This is a genomic window from Phenylobacterium sp. (genome assembly GCF_030697925.1).
In the GTDB taxonomy this organism is placed as follows: Bacteria; Pseudomonadota; Alphaproteobacteria; order Caulobacterales; family Caulobacteraceae; genus Phenylobacterium.
This window is the reverse complement of record NZ_JAUYOJ010000002.1, coordinates 13,612-32,104: the sequence shown is the minus strand read 5'-3', so window position 1 is coordinate 32,104 and position 18,493 is coordinate 13,612. Positions and strand designations below refer to the sequence as shown.

Sequence of the window (18,493 nt, the reverse complement as noted above, 5' to 3'; positions counted from 1 at the left end):
TAACGGAAGTCGCGGCGTCGCCGCATCCCCCAACGGTCGACGCATTAGAGGAGTCGCTCATGGACCTTGATCCGAACGCCAAGCCGAAATCCCGCCGAGGGTTCGCAGCCATGAATCCCGAACGCCGACGCGAGATCGCCCGCAAGGGCGGCGCCAGCGTCCCGGGTGAGAAACGTAGTTTCGCCAAGGACCGCGACCTCGCGGCTTCGGCGGGTCGCAAGGGCGGGGAATCGTCCCGTGGGGGCGGACGCACCCGCGGCGAACGCCTGGAGAGCTAGGCTCTCAGTAGGACCACCGCGAAGCTCGGAGCGGGGCTTTCCCAGCGCCGCTCCAGCTTCCACCCCGCCTGTTCCGCCAGCTTCGCGAAGCCGTCCACGGTGAACTTGTAGGAGTTTTCCGTATGGATCGTCTCGCCGCTCTTGAAGCGGAACGTGGCCCCCGCCGCGCGGACGCCCTGATCGCGCAGGCTCACCAGATGCATCTCCATCCGGCTTTCCTCCGCGTTCCACACCGCCCGGTGCTCGAAGGCCGAGAGATCGAAATCCCCCTCCAGCTCCCGATTGATCCGCGCCAGAAGATTCAGGTTGAAGGCGGCCGTGACGCCCTGGGCGTCGTCATAGGCCGCCACCAGGGTCCCGGCGTCCTTGACCAGGTCTATCCCCACCAGGAAGCCGGCGCCCTCGCCCAGCAGATGCCTGGCCGCGGTCAGGAAGGCCACCACCTCCTGGGGCCGGAAGTTGCCGATGGTCGAGCCCGGGAAGAAGCCGACTCGGGGTCGGTCCCCCACCTCGCCCGGCAGGTCCAGCGCCGTGGTGAAGTCGTCCACCAGAGGCGCCACCTCAAGGCCCGGATAGTCGCGGCCGATGGCTTCAGCGGCGGCGTCGAGCGCCGAGCGGCTGATGTCGATGGGGACATAGACCCCGGTCCGCGGCGCCGCGTCGAGCAGGATGCGGGTCTTGGTGCTGGCGCCGCTGCCGAACTCCACCAGGGCCGCGCCAGCCGGAATGTGGGAGGCCATGTCCGGCGCCGTCGCGCGTAACAGGGCGACCTCGGTGCGGGTCGGATAGTATTCCGGCAGGTCGGTGATCGCCTCGAACAGGGCCGAGCCCTCGGCGTCGTAGAAGTACTTGGCCGGCAACTCCTTGCGACGCTGGGACAGACCGCGGCGCACGTCAGCGGCGAAGGCGCTGCCGTCGTCCTCGACCCGGACCATGGCGTCCCAGGCCAGGCGCAGGCCCGAGAACATCCAGCGCTGCTGCGGCTGGAAGAAGTTGCGATAGCTGGCCCGCGTGTGGCCCTGCGGCGTCACGCAGCAGCCACCGCGCAGCACCATCTGGCCGATCATGAACTTGCCGTTGTACTCGCCCACCGCCCCATCGGCCGGATGGAATCCGGGATAGGGGCCATAGGCGCTACGGGTCCATTCCCAGGTGTCGCCGAACATCTGGCGCAGGCCCGACGCCCCGGCTGGGGTCGCGGCGGGGCCGAACTGACCGCTGCCGAGAAAGTTGCCGCGCATCGGGATGTCGCGGGCGGCGTGCTCCCACTCGGCCTCGGTCGGCAGGCGCGCCCCGGCCCAGGTGGCATAGGCGTCAGCCTCGTAGAAGCTGATGTGGGTCACCGGGGCGTGCGGGGCGATGGCGCGCAGACCCTGCAGGGTCATGGCTCGCCAACCCGATGGCGCCTCTTGCCAGTAGAGCGGCGCATTCCAACCTTCGGCCTGCACCGTAGCCCAGCCTTCCGAGAGCCAGAGTTCGGGGCGCGCGTAACCGCCGTCGGCCATGAAGGCCAGCCACTCGCTGTTCGTCACCAGCCGGTCGGCCATGCGATAGGGCTGCAGATAGACCTTGTGACGCGGCCCCTCGTTGTCGAAGGCGAAGTCCGCGCCCGAATGGCCGATCTCCACCAGGCCCCCGGCGAAGTCCACGGGCCGCGCGGGACCGGGATCAGCGCCCACCGGCAGGGCCGGCGCCGGGGCGTAGGCAGGCTTCAGCGGCGACTGGGAGAACAGGTGCAGGATGTCCATCAGGATCAGCTCCTGATGCTGTTCCTCATGGGCCAGGCCCAGATCCAGCAGATCGGCGACCGCGCAAGCGTCGCGGCGCAGCAGCCGGATCATGCCGTCGTCCACATGGGCGCGATAGGCCTTGACCTCGTCCAGCGACGGGCGGGTCAGCAGTCCGCGCTCCGGCCGCGGCTGGCGGGGGCCGAGAGCCTCGTAATACGAGTTGAACAGATAGGCGAAGCTGCGATTGAACGGCCGGTAGTCGGCCAGCCTCGGGATCAGCAGGAAGGTCTCGAAGAACCAGGTTGTGTGGGCCAGGTGCCACTTGGTCGGGCTGGCGTCGGGCATCGACTGGGCGAGCTGGTCTTCGGCCGACAGATGCGCGGTCATGGCCAGGCTGGCCTCACGCACGCGCAGGTAGCGCGCGGCGGCCTCCGCCTGGGCGGCCCTGTGCAAGGCCGGCGCGGCGGCAGTCTCGTCAGATGGCGCCATGGGACTGCTCCTGTCACCGCGTTGAAGGGATGTCTTCGGCGAACCGAGTCGCCAAACGCCGCCACCCCCGGGGAGTTCCGGTAACGTGGGTATTCACCGACCATCCGCAAGGCGGAACACGCGGAACACATGGAGTCCGGATGCGTTCACCTGCCACGAGAGGTCGGCCCCTGGCCGCGCTCGATGGCCCGGGGCGTGTCGAGGACATCATGAGCGGAGAGAGCGACTGGCGTAATGACGTCGTCGGCATGATCCCGGCGCTGCGGGCGTTCGCCTGGTCACTGAGCCACAACGGCTCCGACGCCGACGACCTGGTTCAGGACACCCTGATCAAGGCCTGGACCAACCGCGACAAGTTCGAGCCCGGCACCAACCTGCGGGCCTGGCTGTTCACAATCCTGCGCAATACCTACTACACCCAGGTGATCCGCCGCCGCCGCGAGGTGCGCGACGAGACGGGGGAATATGCCGGCGCCCTGCGCAGCCCGCCGACCCAGGACTGGAGCGTGGCCATGCATGCCCTGCAGGACGCCTTGGCCCAGCTGCCCCCCGAACACCGCGAGGCCCTGGTGCTGGTCGGCGCCGCGGGCCTCTCCTACGAGGAGGCCGCCGAGATCTGCGGCTGCGCGCTGGGCACCATCAAGAGCCGGGTCAACCGGGCCCGCGCCCGGCTGCTGAAGATCATGGACGCCGAGGACGCCACCGACGTCATGGCCCTTGAACATACGGCCAGCGCCAACCGCGCCTAGCCGGGCCGCATCCGGCCGCTAGTATGCCGCCGACTCGCAGCCCCGACCGGATGTCCCATGCGCCGCACCTGCCTCTCCGCCGTCCTCGCCGTCCTGGTGGCCGGCCCCGCCCTCGCCGCCCCCAAGGACGACGTGGCGAGGATCGTGGGCAGCGCGGCCTTTAAGACGGCGGCGGCGACCCTGGACGCCGAGCATGATCGCACGGTCGCCGACATCGTCACCCTGACCGAGATCCCCGCCCCGCCCTTCAAGGAGGCCGAGCGGGCCAAGGCCTTTCGCGCCATGCTGGAGGCCCACGGCCTGAAGGACGTGGAGATCGATCCCGAGGGCAATGTCATGGGCCTGCGCAAGGGGACCAAGGCCGGGCCGGTCGTGGTGGTCTCCGCCCACCTGGACACCGTCTTCCCGGAAGGCACGAACGTGAAGGTCCGCCGCGAGGGGACCAAGCTCTACGCCCCCGGAGTCGCCGACGATTCCCGCAGCCTGGCCGTGCTGCTGGCCTGGATCGGGGCCCTGGACGCGGCCAAGATCAAGACCCGCAGCGACATCCTGTTCGTCGGAACGGTGGGCGAGGAAGGCGCGGGCGACCTGCGCGGGGTCCGCTATTTCTTCGGCAAGGGGAAGTATAAGGACAGGACCAAGGCCTTCTTCTCGGTCGACGGCATCGACCCGGCCCACATCACCCATGTCGGCGTCGGCTCGAAGCGCTACCGGGTCACCTTCAAGGGTCCGGGCGGGCACAGCTACGGCGCCTTCGGGATCGTCAATCCGATGGCCGCCATGGGCAAGGCGATCGCCGACCTCTACGCGATCCAGCCGCCCGTCGAGCCGAAGGTCACCTATTCGGCCTCGGTCGCCGGCGGCGGGACCTCGGTCAACGCCATCCCCGACAAGGTGTTCGTCGAGTTCGACATGCGCTCGGCCGACGCCGCCGAGCTCGCCAGGCTGGAAGCCCAGTTCAAGGCGGTGATCGAAGCCGCCGTCACCGCGGAGAACGCAGCCCGTTCCACCCGCGTCGGCGCCGTGAGCGCCGAGCTGACGCCGATCGGCGACCGCCCGGCCGGCAACACGCCCGAGGACGCCCCCATCGTGGCCAATACGATCGCCGCCATCACCGCCTTCGGCTACACGCCCAGCTTCGAGGCCTCGTCCACCGACGCCAATGCGCCGATGGCCAGAGGCGTGCCCGCCATCACCATCGGCTCGGGCGGAACCGGCGGCCGGGCCCACTCCACCGACGAATGGATCGACGTGGAGAAGGGCCCAAGCGTGCGCGGCATGACCGTCGGCCTAGTCGCGATCCTGGCCACCGCCGGCGTGGACTAATTCGCCGGATAGATCACTGGCAGCACCAGGGCCGAGGGGTGGGCGGCGTCGTGATAGACGCTGTTGACCGCCACCCGGGGCTTCAGCTTGCGTGCGCCCGGCGCCTCGCCGGTATTGGGGTTCACCTCAAAGCGCGGGCTGTTGGATGAGGTGATGTGCAGGGCGATGCGGTGGCCCTTCTCGAAGGTGATGGCCGTGCCCCACAGGTCGACGACCAGCTCTTCCGCGGCGTCCGGCGTCATCGGCTCCACGTCGTCGGGCAGGCGGCCCTTGCGGAACCGGGCGCGGACCGGGGCGTCCAGCACGATGGCCTCGTAGCCGTCGGGATAGACATCGACCACCTTGGCCATGAAGTCGGTGTCGGGACCGTCGGTGGCGACGTTGAGCTCCACCTTCACGGGTCCGGCGATCACCACGTCCTTGTCCAGCACCGGGGTCTGGAAGCGCAGATAGTCCTGGCGCGCCGGGATCGCCCGCTGGTCCATCGGCCCGCGGTCGAAGGTCAGGTTGGCGCCGCCCACGGTCTCCACCGGCTTGGCGGGATCGAAGCGATAGGTGGTCTTCGAGGCCACGGTCGGCGGCGCGGTGCTCAGGCCCTTGTCGGCGGTGAGGTAGTAGCGGACCTGCCGGTGCGCCGGCGGCCAGTTGGCCGAGGTCATCATCCGGTTCTTCGGCGATGGGGCGCCCTTCCGGGCCGAGGCCATCATGAAATAGCTGACCGGCGGCTCGTCCATGATGCCGTTCGGCGCGCCCTTCAGCCAGTGGTCGAACCAGCGGAACTCCTGGTCGCCGGCGGCCTTCAGCGCCTGCTCGTAGCCCGGATAGGCCAGGTCGCCCGACAGCTCGCCGTGGCCGAAGGGACCCATCAACACCTTCTGATTGCCCCGCGCGCCCTTGGCGCCGTGGTTTTGCAGCCAGGCGAAGTTGCCCGTCGCCCCTTCTTGGAAGATGTCGTACCAGCCGCCGACATTGAAGATCGGGATACGGATGTACTTGCGGTTGGCGCTCATGGATCCGCGGTTCCAGAACACGTCGTCGCCGATGCGGGCGCGGCTCGCCTCGATGACCTTGTCGTCGACGCCCTGCTCCTTCAGCCAGCCGCTGGTGTCCTTCTCCTTCGGGACGCCGCCCGGCGCGCGGTACTCGCCCAGGTCGCTCGGCGCGACCACCACATAGGCCGCCTTCAACGCCGGGTGAGCCGCCATGGCCGCGGCGTTGCCGGTGATGCCCAGGGCCGACCCGCCGGTGATCCCGACCTTGCCGTTGCTCCAGGGCTGGCCGGCGAGCCAGTCGAGGGTGTCGTAGCCGTCCTCGATGTCGTTCTCGAACGCGAGATAGGCGCCCTCCGAGCGCCCCTTGCCGCGGGTGTCCTGGACCACGAACACGTAGCCGGCGTCGGTGTAGCGCTTGGCCTGGGCGGCCAGCTGCGCCGGGGCGTTCTCGCGGTCCTTGGGGCCGTCCTTCAGATATGGCGTGCGCGAGACGATCACCGGCCAGGGCCCCTTCCCCGCCGGCTTGAACACATTGGCCGCCAGCTTCACGCCATCGCGCATGGCGGCGAACTCCTCCACCGCGCCGGGAATCGCCGAGGGGCCGGACTGGGCGTAGGCGGGGCCGACGGCGAGCACGAAAGCGAGCGCCGAGGCCGCGGCGAAGGACTTGAACATCGATGTTTCCCCAGCGGCTGTTGGTCGCCGCGCGAAATGACTTTTGGCTTCGAAATGCGCGGCGCGGCCGCGGGCGCATCTAAGCACAGCCATGCGACAGAAAAGAACCCCGCCGGCCGGGCCGACGGGGCGAAGTGTTCCGGGGAGGAAGGTCGAGGTCTAGACGGCCAGCCGTTGCGAGCGGCGCAGGCCCATGAACTGGAGCTCGGCGAAGGCGGCCACCGCCAGGGCCTGGCCGATCACGAAGGCGTAGCCGAGCGGCGTCGGTTGCGCCCAGCCTAGCGCCAGCAGCATCAGACTCTCGATCGCCCAGATGGCGTTGCCGACGATCACCAGCCAGACCACCGCCCCCGGCAAGGTCGACCGTACACCCAGGAAGCCGACGAAAGCGGCGTAGGCGATCAGGAAGTAGCCGGCCGGCTCGGTCAGGGCGACCTGCAGACCGGTGAGGCTCTCGAGCGTGGCGCCGCCGAAGGCGAGCAGGACGCCCGTGGCGCCACTGGCGAGCGCGTCGGCGACGAAGGCGCGGCGAAGGAACTGGGACGAGGCGGTCATGGGTGGCTCCCTTGGCTTGGCCCGGGGGCGTCCCAGGCGTGAGCCGAAAGTGCCAATCGCACCGCCCAGGGTCGATTACGCCTCAGGTAATGGGCGCCATGTCGTCGGCCAGCCGGCGACCAGCGACGTGGAAGCCGCAAGCCGATCATGCTAAATTCGGCCATTCCAAAACGAGGGAGGCACGCATGTCCTTGCGTATCAGTGATCTCGCCCCGGACTTCCAAGCCGACACCACCGAAGGCCGGATCAGCTTCCACGACTGGCTCGGAGACTCCTGGTGCATCCTGTTCTCGCACCCGAAGGACTTCACGCCGGTCTGCACGACCGAACTTGGCTATCTGGCCAAGCTCAAGCCGGAATTCGACAAACGAAACTGCAAGGTCATCGGCCTGTCGGTCGATCCCGTCAGCGACCACGAACGCTGGCTCGGCGATATCGCCGAGGCCACCGGCTACAGCGTTAATTATCCGATCATCGGCGACCGCGATCTCGCCGTGGCCAAGCTCTACGACATGTTGCCGGCCGATGCCGGGACCACCGCCCAGGGTCGGACGGCGGCCAACAATCAGACCGTGCGTTGCGTCTACATCATCGGCCCCGACAAGCTGATCAAGGCGATGCTGGTCTATCCGATGAGTTCGGGCCGCAACTTCGACGAGGTGCTGCGGCTGCTGGATTCCTGCCAGCTCACCGCCCAGCACAAGGTCGCCACCCCCGCCAACTGGAAGCGCGGCGAGGACGTGATCATCGTGCCGTCGGTCAGCGACGACGAGGCGCGCGAGCGCTTCCCCGGCGGCTGGACGGCGGTGAAGCCCTATATCCGCGTCGTTCCGCAGCCCGGCGCTTGACGGACGCCCGTGACCGGACGCACCGTTCCGGGTTCTCGGGAGGTGCGCCATGGTCTTCGAGACTATCCAGGTCGGCGGCTGCCGGTCCTATCTGATCGGCTGCGCCGAAACCTGCGCCGCGACCCTGATCGATCCGGAGATCAGCCAGATCGATCGTTATCGCGGCCTCGCCGCGCGCGACGGCCTGGTGATCCACTATGTCATCGACACCCATACCCATGCCGATCACTTCTCGGGCGCGCGGGAAATCGCCGGCGCGCTCGCCGCCAAGGTGGTCATGCATCGCGACAGCCCCGCGCCCTTTGTCGACCTACGGCTGGACGACGGCGACATGCTGCTGATCGGACAGATGCGGTTGCAGGCGATGCACACGCCCGGGCACACGGCCGACTCCATGACGTTGCTGGCGGAGGATCGCATCTTCACTGGCGACACCCTGCTGATCGGCGGAACCGGGCGCACCGACCTGCCGACAGGCGACCCGGAAGCGCTCTACGACAGCCTGTTCAACAAGATCCTGAAGCTGGACCCGGCGCTCGGCGTCTATCCGGCCCACGAGTACAAGGGTCGCGACGCAACGACGATCGGTCGCGAGATCGCCGAAAACCCGCGCCTGCAGAAGCGCGATCGCGCCGGGTTCGTCGCCATGATGCGCGAGTTGAACCTCTCGGCGCCCACCCACCTCACCGAGGCCCTACGGGTGAACATGAGCGGCAAGAAGTCGGTGGCGCAGCTGCTGGCCGAGGCCTCCGCCGCGGTGCCCTTCGTCGGACTGAGCGAACTCTCGCGGCGGCTCGAGGCGCGCGAGAACGACTTGGTGGTGCTGGACGTGCGCGAGCGTGACGCCTTCGAGGCGGGCCACATTCCTGGCGCGCGCTGGCTTCCCAGAGGTCAACTGGAGCTGCGGATCAACGAGACCTTCCCCGACCCGACGGTGCGCATCTTGACCTATTGCGAGTTGGGCAAGATCTCCACCCTGGCGGCGGCGACGCTGCAGTCGCTGGGCTTCACCCGCGCCGTCGCCCTGGACGGCGGCATGACGGCCTGGCGAGAGGGCGGCTATCCGGTCGAAACCTAGCCGCGCGCGGCTCACGGACTGGAAAGTGGCGGTGACGCAGGGATTCGAACCCTGGATACGCTTTCACGTATGACGATTTAGCAAACCGTTGCCTTCAGCCACTCGGCCACGTCACCATTTGATTTGGCTCGGGTTTTCTCCCGACCCGGCGGCGGAGCGGCGGTCGGCTGGATCGTCCCGCCCGCAGTCCCTCCGAAGGGACGGTTCTAATAGCCGAAGCTTTCCGGACGGGCAACGCGGGGATGGGAAAATGCTCGCCAAGCGTGGCATTGCGCCGACTCCCGTGCGAGGCGACAATCTCGTGTGACGCGTGCATCCGCCACCGCCAGCGAGACGGCCTCGGGCGAGGCCTTGAGCGACAGGCTCAACGCACGCCTGGATGAGCTGGCCGCGGCGGGGCGCTCGGCGCTGAAGATCGACGCCTCCATCGAAGACATCGCGCGTCTGTTCGTAGAACTGGGCGAGGACGCGATCCTGATGGACTGCGACCCCAAGCGCGACGTGGCCTGGTACCGCGACTGCGAGCTGCGCGCCTCGGCGGTCCCGGGCGTTCGGGTGGTGGCGGACGACGGCCGGGAACCCAGCCGCTTCGCGATCTGAGCCTCACCGGACACGAAAACGCCGCCGGTCATCGACCGGCGGCGCATCGGTAGGCAAGTGGACTATATCTAGGCGAAGGCCAGGGTCTGCCGACGACGCTGGTTGCGCACCGCGCCGCCCACGGCGCCGAAGCCGATGATCATCATCGCCCAGGTGGCCGGCTCCGGTACGGCCGAGACGTCATAGCGGACTTGGCCGAAGGCGAAGTCGGTGGTCGACGAGACAACCGCCTTGTCGAACTTGCCCGAGGCCGCCATCAGGCGCGCGCCGGCGCTGCCGTTGGCCACGCGGTTGACGGTGCCCTGGAGCACGCCACCCAGATAGTAGTCGATCTGGAAATTGTGCGCCGAGAAGGGGTTCGGTTCCGCTTCGAAGCCGAACACCGACAGAACCTTGTCCGACTGGAAGGTGATGGTGGTCAGACCGCCAGTGTAGACGATCTTGGGATTGGCGCCCTCGGTGTCCGGGGGCGAGCCCCAGGTGGACCAGCTGCCGCTGACGCTGCGGACTTGGCCCGGGTTGAAGGTCAGGCTGACGATACTGTCGGTCAGGCCCGAGATGGCCGTGTAGTCGGCGCCGGTGATGGCCAGCAGCGTCGTGCCGGACGTGTAGGCCAGATCCGGCGTGGTGATTTGAGTCACCGCAGCAGAGGCCGGTTGGGCGGCGAGGATGACCAGGCCGGCGGTAAGCAAGGCGAACTGTTTCATTGCGGGACTCCCTTGGTCTTTGACGATCGGCCTCCGCAATTGAGGTGCCACCCCGCCGCATTTCGGCCGCTTTCCCACCCGCGATGCGGGTCGATCCACACGCTATGATCGCGAAAAGATTGAGCAATTGCGGACAATTCGTTTACCGAACCTTGTTATGCTCGGTCCATGTCACGCTTACCGGTCACCTATGAGCCGCGGACAAGGCCTCCCAATCCGGGGCTGACACCGACGCGCCTGTTCCTGGCGATGCTGCTCGCGGCGTCCTTCGCCTTGCTGGGCTGGATCCTTACGGCCGGTTGAGAGAACGCGCAGCGTTAACCGCTCGCTGAGGCGCGGCGTGGCAAGCTAAAGCCTGATCCCGCCGCCTCCGCTGGTACTCCATGTCCTCCGTCGTCAAACTCGAACGCGCGCCCGTCCCGGAAGAGCCCTTGGACGATACGATCAGCCCGGCCGACGACATGTGGGGCGAGCGCCGCGGTCCGCTGCGGCCTGAGCGACTGTCGCCGACCCGCACCCGTCTTTCGGGCCGGATGCTGACCCGGTTCTTCCAGGCTGGCGACGGCCTGGCGCTCATCGGCGCGGCCCTCGTCGCCCAGTCGCTGTCGGGCGCGGCTAGCGTCTCCATGCTCCACAGCGCCGCGGGCCTAGCCGTCTTCATCAGCCTGCAGCTGTTCGACACCTACCGCCTGGGCCGGGCCGAGGATCTCGCCCTGCACCTGATGCGGGTCACGGTGGCCGTCGCGGTGGGCGCGGCCGCCTGCTTCGCCATCGCCGCCCCCTTCACCGCCCTGCCGGCCCTGGCGGAGACGCTTGGTCTGTGGGCGCCGTTGGGCGTCCTGGCCATGGCGCTGGCCCACGCCATCTGGTGGCTGAACGTGCGCCGCTGGCGGGCCAACGGCCGGCTGACCCCCAACATCGTCATCGTCGGCGCCACCGGCGCGGCCGAGCGCCTGATCGGCGCCGTGCTGAAGAACCGTGAAGCCAACGTTCTGGGCATCTTCGACGACCGCGCCGCGCGCGCGCCCAAGCGGGTGCGCGACGTGCCGGTGCTGGGCGACACCCAGGCTCTGCTGGCCCACCGGATCATGCCCTACGTGGATCGCATCGTGGTCACCGTCCCGTCGGGCGCCCGCGACCGGGTCCGGGCCCTGCTGGCCCGTCTCGAGGTCCTGCCCAACGAAATCACCCTGCTGCTCGACCGAAATGGCGCGGCCGACGAGGCCGTCGCCATCGGCCGCATCGCCGACCTGCCCCTGACCCGGATCTCCGGCGCCCAGATGGATCACGGCAAGGCGCTCGCCAAGCGGGTGCAGGACCTGATTATCGGAACCATCGCCCTGCTCCTCTTCGGACCGCTGATGCTGTTCGTGGCCGCCGCCGTGCGCATGGACAGCCCTGGCCCCGCCCTGTTCCGCCAGCGCCGCCACGGCTTCAACAACGAAGAGATCGTGGTCTGGAAGTTCCGCTCCATGCGGGTCGAGGCCGCCGACGCCAAGGCCGCGCGACAGATCAGCGCCGACGACGACCGCGTCACCCGGGTGGGCCGCTTCATCCGCAAGACCAGCCTCGACGAGCTGCCGCAGATCTTCAACGTGCTGATGGGCGAGATGTCCCTGGTCGGGCCCCGGCCCCACGCCATCGGCATGAAGACCGGCGACGTGGAGAGCCACCGCCTGGTCGCCGAGTACGCCCATCGCCACCGCATGAAGCCCGGCATGACCGGCTGGGCGGCCATCCACGGTTCGCGCGGCGCCATCGATACGCCCGACCTGGTCAAGCAGCGGGTGTCGCTGGACGTGGAATATATCGAGCGCCAGTCGTTCTGGCTCGACCTCTACATCATGCTGATGACCGTGCCCTGCCTGCTGGGCGACTCCGAAACCGTTCGGTAGCGGGGGGCCAGGGCGATGTTCTGGCGCGGGGTGCTCGGCTATCTGCCGGTCAATATCGTTCAAGGGCTGGTGGGCCTACTCACCATCATCCTGTTCACCCGCGCCCTGACGCCGGGCCAGTTCGGCGACTACGCGCTGGGCCTCTCGGTCATGACCCTCGCCCACACCGCGATCTTCACCTGGAATGAAGCCGCGGTCGGCCGGTTCTGGGCCGGCGAGTCCCTTCGCAACGGCGGGGCGGACCATGCGGCCACCGTCCATCGCGCCTGGCTGGGCCTGCTGGTCGTCATTCCGCTGGCCGTGCTGGCCGCGGCGCTCTGGCAGATGAGTTCGTCCCTCAAGCTCGCTGTGATCTCTGGCCTCGTCGCCCTGGTTCCGCGCACCTTCGCCAAGCTCGGCCAGGAGCGCCGCCGGGCGGCCGGCGAGGTGGGCGGCTCGGCCAGCCTCGAACTGATCCAGACCCTCGGCGGCTTCGGATTCGGCGCGGCGCTCGCCTATGCCGGTTTCGGTGGCGCGGCCCCCCTGATGGGCTTCGGTCTCGCCGCTCTCGTCGCCGTCGCCGTGTGCGCCCGGCCCGAGCTGGCCAAGGCCAGGGGCGGACGCTACGAGCCCGCCCGGCTGCGCGAGCATGCGGCCTATGGCGTGCCCCTGGCGGCGTCGCTGATCCTCACCGTGGTGCTATCGACCACCGACCGCTTCCTGCTGGCGGCCTTCCTCGATAACGCCGCCGTCGCGGTCTACCACGCGGGCTACAGCCTCTCGAACCGCACCCTGGACGTGGCCTTCATCTGGTTGGGCGCGGCGGGCGCCCCGGCCATGGTCATGGCCCTGGAGCGCGGCGGACGCGAGGCGCTGGCGAGCGCCGCCCGCGAACAGTTTTCGGTGATGCTGCTACTCACCCTACCGGCCGCCGTGGGCCTGGCCCTGGTGGCCCGTCCCTTGGCCGAGCTGATGATCGGTCCGGCCATGGCGGCGGGCGCGGCCCAGGTGACGCCGCTGATCGCCCTGGGCGGCCTGCTGGCGGGCCTCAACACCTACTATTTCTCGGAAGCCTTCGTCCTGGGACGGCGCAGCGGCCTGGCCCTGTGGGCGATGGCGGCGCCGGCGGTGGCCAATCTCGGCCTCAACCTGGCGCTCATCCCCCGGTTCGGGATCGAAGGCGCGCTGTGGTCGACCGTGATCAGCTACGCGCTCGGCGTGGCGGTCGCCATCGTCATGGCCCGCAAGGTCATGCCCCTGCCCGTCCCCTGGCGCGTCCTGGGCGAGGCGCTCGGCGCCGCGGCCGTCATGGCCCTGGTCGTCAGCAGCCTTCCAGCCCTCGGCGGCCTGCCCGAGTTGGCCCTGAAGGCCGCCGCCGGCGGCCTGACCTATGGCCTGATCGTCTTCCTGCTCGATGCCGGCCGGCTGCGCAGCCGCGCTCTGGCGATCCTTCAGGCGCGACGGGCCGGGAGCGCGGCATGACCACCCCGGACGAGACCCTGCACGACAACGCCACCTGGTCCGCCGGATCGGTCGCCCTGTCGATCTTGATCCCATTCAAGGGCGACGACCCCACGCCGCTGCTGGCGGCGCTAGGCCGCGAGGCCTGCGATGTGGAGTTGGTGGTTCTGGACGACGGCACCGGCGACGAGACCCTGGCGGCGCGGGTCGCCGAAGCGGTCATGGCCCTGCCCTTCCCCGCCCGCTTCGTACGTCTGGCGCGCAATGTCGGCCGCGCCAAGGGCCGCAACCGCCTGGTCGCCCATGCCCGAGCCGGCCGCTTCCTGTTCCTGGATAGCGACATGCTGCCCGACGGCCGGCATTTCCTGCGTGACTGGCTGGACGTGGTCGCCCGCCAGAACCCGCCGGTGGCGTTCGGCGGCTTCTCCCTGCACCAGACCCCGCTCAAGCCGGCCCACGCCCTGCACCGGGCCATGGCCTCGCATTCCGACTGCCTGACCGCCGACTGCCGGGCGCGCAATCCCGCCAAGCATGTCTTCACCTCCAACCTGCTGGTTCGCCGCGACGTCTTCGAGAGCGAGGCCTTCGACGAAGGTTTCGCCGGCTGGGGCTGGGAGGACGTGGAATGGGGCATGCGGGTGGCCCGCCGCTGGCCGATCCTGCACGTGGACAACACCGCCACCCACCTGGGCCTGGACACCGCCCCGGCCATGGCCGCCAAGTACGAGCAGTCGGCGGCCAACTTCGCGCGCGTCATCGCCGCCCACCCGGCCGTGGTCGCCACCTATCCCAGCTACAAGGTGGCCAAGGTGCTGAAATACGCACCCCTGCGCGGCCTGTGGCGCCCGGCGCTGAAACTCTATGCCCTGATCGAGGGCGCGCCGATCAAGACCCGCGCGTTTGCCATGCGCCTCTATCGCGCCGCGCTCTACGTCGAGGCCGTCTAAGGAAGCAGGGCCTTCAGGAAGGCCGGGCGCTCGACGGTGCCACGGTTGAAGAACAGGCCGGCGACGTTGCCGCCCGCCCCGTTGATCGCGTCGCGCAGCTTGGCCGGGGCGCGCACGTCCGCTTCGTCGGCGGCCACCACCAGCACGGTCTGATCCATGAACGGCGCCACGGTCAGCACCGCCTGGGAGCGCTCGGGCGACGGGGCGTCGACGATGATCACATCGGCGAACTTGCGCAGGGCGTTCCAGTAGTCGCCCGTGGGCAGGACGTGGACCGTCTGGCCGCCCTTCAGCGCATCGCGGCGGAACCGGGTCACCCAGAACCGCGCCGCGCCCACTCGATGGGCGACCAGATAGCGCGCATTGGGCCAGGGCTGGCCGTCGGCCTGGCGCAGGGGCGGCTGGACGGTGAAGAAGATCGAGCCGTCGGGGCTGGCCGCGGCTGGCTCGCCCATCTTGCCATAGCGCTCCGCGCCCTGGACCAGGGCCGCGTGCTGCGGCGACGCCAGCAGGTCGAGGTCCACCAGCCAGACCGACCGCCCCGCCCGCTTGGCGGCGTGCAGGGCCAGCTCCCGAGCGACCGTGGAGGCGCCCTCACCGCGCCGCGCCGCGGTGATCTGGATCACCCGCGCGCGGCCGGCCGCCGGCGCGCCAAGCGACGCCCAGAGTTCAGCCATCTCGGCGCTTAGGTCCAACATATCTCGAATCGCCGCACGCGCAGTTTGCCGAAGCTAACCCAGACTCAGCCCGAACATACCACGGGCTCTATCGGGCCTTGAGCGGAGCGGCGGCCAGGACCGGCAGGTCCAGGGTGCGCGAGGCCGACTGGGCGGTCGGCAGGCCCGGACGCATGAACATCCGCAACAGGCCGGTGCTCAGCGCCGTGAATCCCGCGAACAGGAAGGCCAGGATCACCGCGGGCTTGCGCAGGCTCTTGCCCTTGGTCGGCGGGGTGGCGCGGGCGACGATGCGGATGTTGTCGTTGGTCCGCGAGGCGATCTCCTGAGCCGCGCGGCTCTGCTCTTCCTTCACCGAGAAGTCGCGGACATTCGCCTGCAGCACGTCGCGATCCAGGCTCAGCTCCTGGAACTTGGGCTCCAGCTCGGCGAACTTCAGCCGCCGCTGGGTGACCTGCTCGATCTGCGAGACCAGCTCGGCTTGGGACTGGCGCAAGGCGTTGACCTCGGCGGTGAGTTGGATCTTCTCGGTCTGCACCGTCTGGTAGACGGGATTGACCCCGAAACGGCGCGCGCCCTCGGCCAGGGTCCGGCCGGCGGCGATGCCAGCCTCCAGCTGGGCGATCTGGGCGTCCAGTTCCTGCACCGGCCGGGCGTCAGCGCGATAGCGTGACAGCAGGTCCTCGCGCTGGATCTTCAGAGCCACCAGCTTCTCGCCTGGCGCGCTGGAGACATCGCGATAGAGGCCGACTTCCGGGGCGATCTGGCCGAACTGGCTCGACAGGGTCGCCAGCCGGCCGATGCGATCCTGCAGCTGGGCGTCGGTCTGGTACTTCTGCTGCTCGATCTGGGCCTGGAGCTGGGACAGCGAGGCCTTCTCGGCCACGAAGTCGCCGATCCGGTTGTTGTTGAGGAAGTCCTCGTAGGCCGCGTCGGCCTGGGCCAGCCGGGTCTCGAAATTTCGGCGCTGCTGTTCCAGGGCCGGCGAGTTGGGATCGCTCAGCACCGCGCGCCGGTAGATCAGGTATTCCTCGAGCAGGGTGTTGAGGATGAGCGCCGCGGCCTCCGGATCCTCATGGGTGAAGCTCACCCGGATGATCGGGGTCTGGGGCGCGGTCTCGATCTTCAGGCTGGATTCGATGCTGCGCACCGCCGAGCTCATGATCTTGCGCTTCTCCTCGGGCCCGGCGGCGGCGTACTTGGCCGCCAGCTTGGGATAGGTGCGCGACAGGCCCAGCTTCTCAACAACCCGCAGCTTCAGCTGGCTGGCGCCGAGGATGGCGGTTTCGGACTGGATCACCTGGTCGGAGTCGAGCACGGCGCCGCGGCCGGCGTCGCCCGCCCGGGGCTCGTAGACATATTCCTGTCCCAGGCGAACCAGGACGCTGGACTGAGCCGGATAAGTGGTCTTCAGGGTGAGCGCGGCTCCAACCCCCACGATGAAGATGATCAGGAAGATCGCCGCCATCAGGTAGCGCTCGCGCCACAGGAGGGTCGCGAAGTCCGACACGGCATAGCGCGGTCGCGCGGCCCAGTCGGCCCGCGGCGGCACGTCGTGCGTCCTAGCTGTCCATGCGCCCGGCGCGGCCATAGAATCCTGTTCCCACCAACTGTTGAGGACCCTGGCGGCGCGCGATTAACACTCCGTTACCCATTCTCCTTAACCTTTAGGCCATGCGCTCCAGACCGCCTCTCGTGCTCGCCCTGATCGTCGCCTCCAGCCTTGCGCTCGGCGGCTGCGGCATGCCGCGCATACCGAGGATGGACCTGCTCGGACGGACCGACGAGCCCGCGCCGCCACGCGGCCAAGCCTTCAGCGACATTCCCTACGCCAACTGGAGCGACTACGAGCCGGACTACCGATTCTATCCCGGCGACGAGATCGAGGTCTCCCTCCCTTCCGCGCCCGAATTGAACAAGACGGTGACGGTGCAGCCGGACGGGCGGATCGCCCTGCCCCTGATCTCGACGGTGATGGCGGCGGACCGCACGATTCCCGAACTGCAGGCCACGCTCACCGAGGCCTATTCGCGCCAACTGCTGCGACCCGAGGTCGATGTGGTGGCCAAGGCCGCGCCGCTCAAGGTGTTCGTGGGCGGAGAGGTGGGCACGCCAGGCATGCTCGACCTGACCGGCGATTCCGACGCCCTGCGCGCGGTGATCCAGGCCGGGGATTTCAAGACAAGCGCCGACCGCAGCCGGGTGATCATCATCCGCCGCGGGCCGGACGGCCGGGCCATGATGCGGCGAGCCAATCTGTATCGGGGCCTGAAGAGCGGCGACTCGGACGTGGTGCCCCTGCGCCGGTTCGACATCGTCTATGTGCCGCGCAGCGGCGTGGCCGAGGCCTCGCTGCTCATTCAGCAGTACTTCCGGGACCTGTCGCCGGTGCAATTCGGCTTCAACTACGCCCTAGGTGATCGCGTCATCAACTGACGCGCGGCGCCGGCGGGCTGAAGCGCGGTTAGCGCGGACGGCGATCAGCCGTGGGCCAGCCACTCGCGCGCCTGGCGTTGGGCCTCGGCGACCTCGTCGGAGGCCATCTCCTGGCTCAGTTCCTTGCGGTAGACCTTGGCTTCGATCGAGCCGCGCATGGCCGCCAGGTTGAACAGCATGTGGGCCGACACGTAGTCCAGCGGCGCGCCGCCTTGGCCGGTCGAATAGAGCAGCCCCATCTTGAACAGTTCGTCGCCCGAGGCATCCGCGCTCGGCAACGGCAGGCCTTCGGTGCATTCCACGCTCGCAAGCATGAGTTCGTTTCCCTCTCCCCGACCGGCGCGGATCCATTCTGGAACCCCATCCGATCATCCTGAGGGGTAGGAAAGTCTATGCGCGCTAAACATAGGGTTAATTACAGGCGCTGCGAGATTCTGCCGCAGTCTTTAGTACTATTCGCAGCTTTTACTGACGGGAAAGATCCATATCCGGAACCTTAAGTCGACTAGCCGACTGGGCCCGAGGCGGTCGCCAACTGTCCCAACGACTTGCCCATGCGCACCAGGGGGACGACGACGCCGTCGACCGGCGTCGAGGCGGTGCGCTCGATCTCCTTGAAACCGCAGGCCTTGTAGAGCGGCTCCCCCGCCAGGGTGGCCATGAGTTCGGCCCGGCCATAGCCCTCCGCCAGGGCGGCGGTCTCGCAAAGGCCCAGGATCATCCGCCCCACCCCGCGCCGGGCGAAGGCGGGATGGGTGTACATGGCCCGCACCCGGGCGGCGTCTTGGGCGGGATCCAACAGGGCCGCGTCGCGCAGGGCTTCGCTATGGTCGCCGCCGTAGAGCGTGGCGCGGCGGCTCCAGCCGCCGCAACCGGCCAGGAGGCCGTCCTCCTCGACGATGAAATAGGTGCGGTCGGCGACCAGCTGGGTGTCCAGGCCCATGACCGCCCGGCTGGCCACGATCTCGGCGGGACTGAGGAAGCTCCGCTGCAGGTCGTCGATCGCCAGGGCCATCAGGGCCCGCAGGGCCGGGAGGTCCGCCTCCGTGGCCAGCCGGCTGGTCAGCATGG

Annotated in this window: 18 protein-coding genes and 1 tRNA gene; 10 read left to right on the top strand and 9 right to left on the bottom strand. The window is 68.8% G+C overall.

Translation table 11 applies throughout. The features are described from left to right. The first annotated feature begins 59 nt into the window (after positions 1–59). Complete coding sequence (locus tag Q8Q88_RS00190) at positions 60–278, top strand: general stress protein (RefSeq protein ID WP_056734746.1); 219 nt, start codon at positions 60–62, stop codon at positions 276–278. Here Q8Q88_RS00190 and egtB read toward each other — a convergent pair. Continuing rightward, complete coding sequence (gene egtB / locus Q8Q88_RS00185; RefSeq protein WP_305673181.1) at positions 275–2,497, bottom strand: ergothioneine biosynthesis protein EgtB; 2,223 nt, start codon at positions 2,495–2,497, stop codon at positions 275–277. The two genes, Q8Q88_RS00190 and egtB, sit on opposite strands and share 4 nt — an antisense overlap. A gap of 140 nt (positions 2,498–2,637) precedes the next feature. On the opposite strand from egtB, the gene Q8Q88_RS00180 reads away from it, so the two are divergent. Next, on the top strand, positions 2,638–3,246 hold the full coding sequence (locus Q8Q88_RS00180; RefSeq protein WP_305673180.1) for a sigma-70 family RNA polymerase sigma factor: 609 nt from the start codon (positions 2,638–2,640) through the stop codon (positions 3,244–3,246). Positions 3,247–3,303: 57 nt separating this feature from the next. Continuing rightward, positions 3,304–4,572 (top strand): M20/M25/M40 family metallo-hydrolase, encoded by a 1,269-nt coding sequence (locus Q8Q88_RS00175; protein ID WP_305673179.1) that lies wholly within the window; start codon positions 3,304–3,306, stop codon positions 4,570–4,572. On the opposite strand, the gene Q8Q88_RS00170 is transcribed toward Q8Q88_RS00175, so the two are convergent. Both Q8Q88_RS00170 and Q8Q88_RS00165 read right to left on the bottom strand, forming a co-directional pair. Beyond that, positions 4,569–6,239, bottom strand: coding sequence for a CocE/NonD family hydrolase (locus Q8Q88_RS00170; protein WP_305673178.1), 1,671 nt, complete (start codon positions 6,237–6,239; stop codon positions 4,569–4,571). The genes Q8Q88_RS00175 and Q8Q88_RS00170 overlap by 4 nt on opposite strands. Before the next feature lie 159 nt (positions 6,240–6,398). After that, positions 6,399–6,794: a hypothetical protein gene (locus Q8Q88_RS00165; protein WP_305673177.1), complete on the bottom strand. Its 396-nt coding sequence runs from the start codon at positions 6,792–6,794 to the stop codon at positions 6,399–6,401. Between the two features lie 185 nt (positions 6,795–6,979). Between Q8Q88_RS00165 and Q8Q88_RS00160 the strand changes: the two genes are divergently transcribed. Together Q8Q88_RS00160 and Q8Q88_RS00155 are read left to right on the top strand one after the other, a co-directional pair. Then, entirely contained in the window at positions 6,980–7,642 is a 663-nt protein-coding gene (locus Q8Q88_RS00160) for a peroxiredoxin (protein ID WP_305673176.1), read from the top strand. A 49-nt stretch (positions 7,643–7,691) separates the two neighbouring features. After that, complete coding sequence (locus Q8Q88_RS00155; protein ID WP_305673175.1) at positions 7,692–8,720, top strand: rhodanese-like domain-containing protein; 1,029 nt, start codon at positions 7,692–7,694, stop codon at positions 8,718–8,720. Between the two features lie 26 nt (positions 8,721–8,746). On the opposite strand, the gene Q8Q88_RS00150 is transcribed toward Q8Q88_RS00155, so the two are convergent. Then, positions 8,747–8,836, bottom strand: a tRNA-Ser gene (locus tag Q8Q88_RS00150). 187 nt (positions 8,837–9,023) lie between these two features. Here Q8Q88_RS00150 and Q8Q88_RS00145 point away from each other — a divergent pair. Next, the gene (locus tag Q8Q88_RS00145; RefSeq protein WP_305673174.1) at positions 9,024–9,320 is read left to right on the top strand and encodes a hypothetical protein; all 297 of its coding nucleotides are present in this window, start codon (positions 9,024–9,026) and stop codon (positions 9,318–9,320) included. Positions 9,321–9,388: 68 nt separating this feature from the next. On the opposite strand, the gene Q8Q88_RS00140 is transcribed toward Q8Q88_RS00145, so the two are convergent. After that, on the bottom strand, positions 9,389–10,027 hold the full coding sequence (locus Q8Q88_RS00140) for a PEPxxWA-CTERM sorting domain-containing protein (RefSeq protein WP_305673173.1): 639 nt from the start codon (positions 10,025–10,027) through the stop codon (positions 9,389–9,391). Between the two features lie 431 nt (positions 10,028–10,458). Here Q8Q88_RS00140 and Q8Q88_RS00135 point away from each other — a divergent pair, with 431 nt between their 5' ends. Genes Q8Q88_RS00135 through Q8Q88_RS00125 form a run of 3 tightly spaced genes read left to right on the top strand, consistent with a single transcriptional unit; the run spans position 10,459 to position 14,309 of the window. Further along, positions 10,459–11,922 (top strand): exopolysaccharide biosynthesis polyprenyl glycosylphosphotransferase, encoded by a 1,464-nt coding sequence (locus Q8Q88_RS00135; RefSeq protein ID WP_305673172.1) that lies wholly within the window; start codon positions 10,459–10,461, stop codon positions 11,920–11,922. Between the two features lie 15 nt (positions 11,923–11,937). Beyond that, on the top strand, positions 11,938–13,383 hold the full coding sequence (locus Q8Q88_RS00130; RefSeq protein WP_305673171.1) for a lipopolysaccharide biosynthesis protein: 1,446 nt from the start codon (positions 11,938–11,940) through the stop codon (positions 13,381–13,383). After that, positions 13,380–14,309 (top strand): glycosyltransferase family 2 protein, encoded by a 930-nt coding sequence (locus Q8Q88_RS00125; protein WP_305673170.1) that lies wholly within the window; start codon positions 13,380–13,382, stop codon positions 14,307–14,309. The genes Q8Q88_RS00130 and Q8Q88_RS00125 overlap by 4 nt, the downstream gene beginning before the upstream one ends. Here the strand turns inward: Q8Q88_RS00125 and Q8Q88_RS00120 are convergent. Continuing rightward, entirely contained in the window at positions 14,306–15,007 is a 702-nt protein-coding gene (locus Q8Q88_RS00120; RefSeq protein ID WP_305673169.1) for a sugar kinase, read from the bottom strand. The genes Q8Q88_RS00125 and Q8Q88_RS00120 overlap by 4 nt on opposite strands. 67 nt (positions 15,008–15,074) lie before the next feature. Continuing rightward, entirely contained in the window at positions 15,075–16,538 is a 1,464-nt protein-coding gene (locus tag Q8Q88_RS00115; protein WP_305673168.1) for a GumC family protein, read from the bottom strand. 209 nt (positions 16,539–16,747) lie between these two features. On the opposite strand from Q8Q88_RS00115, the gene Q8Q88_RS00110 reads away from it, so the two are divergent. Continuing rightward, the gene (locus tag Q8Q88_RS00110) at positions 16,748–17,422 is read left to right on the top strand and encodes a polysaccharide biosynthesis/export family protein (RefSeq protein ID WP_371129789.1); all 675 of its coding nucleotides are present in this window, start codon (positions 16,748–16,750) and stop codon (positions 17,420–17,422) included. A 44-nt stretch (positions 17,423–17,466) separates the two neighbouring features. Here the strand turns inward: Q8Q88_RS00110 and Q8Q88_RS00105 are convergent, their stop codons facing one another. Both Q8Q88_RS00105 and Q8Q88_RS00100 read right to left on the bottom strand, forming a co-directional pair. Then, entirely contained in the window at positions 17,467–17,736 is a 270-nt protein-coding gene (locus Q8Q88_RS00105) for a sel1 repeat family protein (RefSeq protein ID WP_254836951.1), read from the bottom strand. 191 nt (positions 17,737–17,927) lie between these two features. After that, positions 17,928–18,491 carry a GNAT family N-acetyltransferase gene (locus tag Q8Q88_RS00100; RefSeq protein WP_305673166.1) on the bottom strand — a complete coding sequence of 188 codons (564 nt, stop codon included), beginning with the start codon at positions 18,489–18,491 and terminating at the stop codon, positions 17,928–17,930. Between the last annotated feature and the right edge of the window lie 2 nt (positions 18,492–18,493).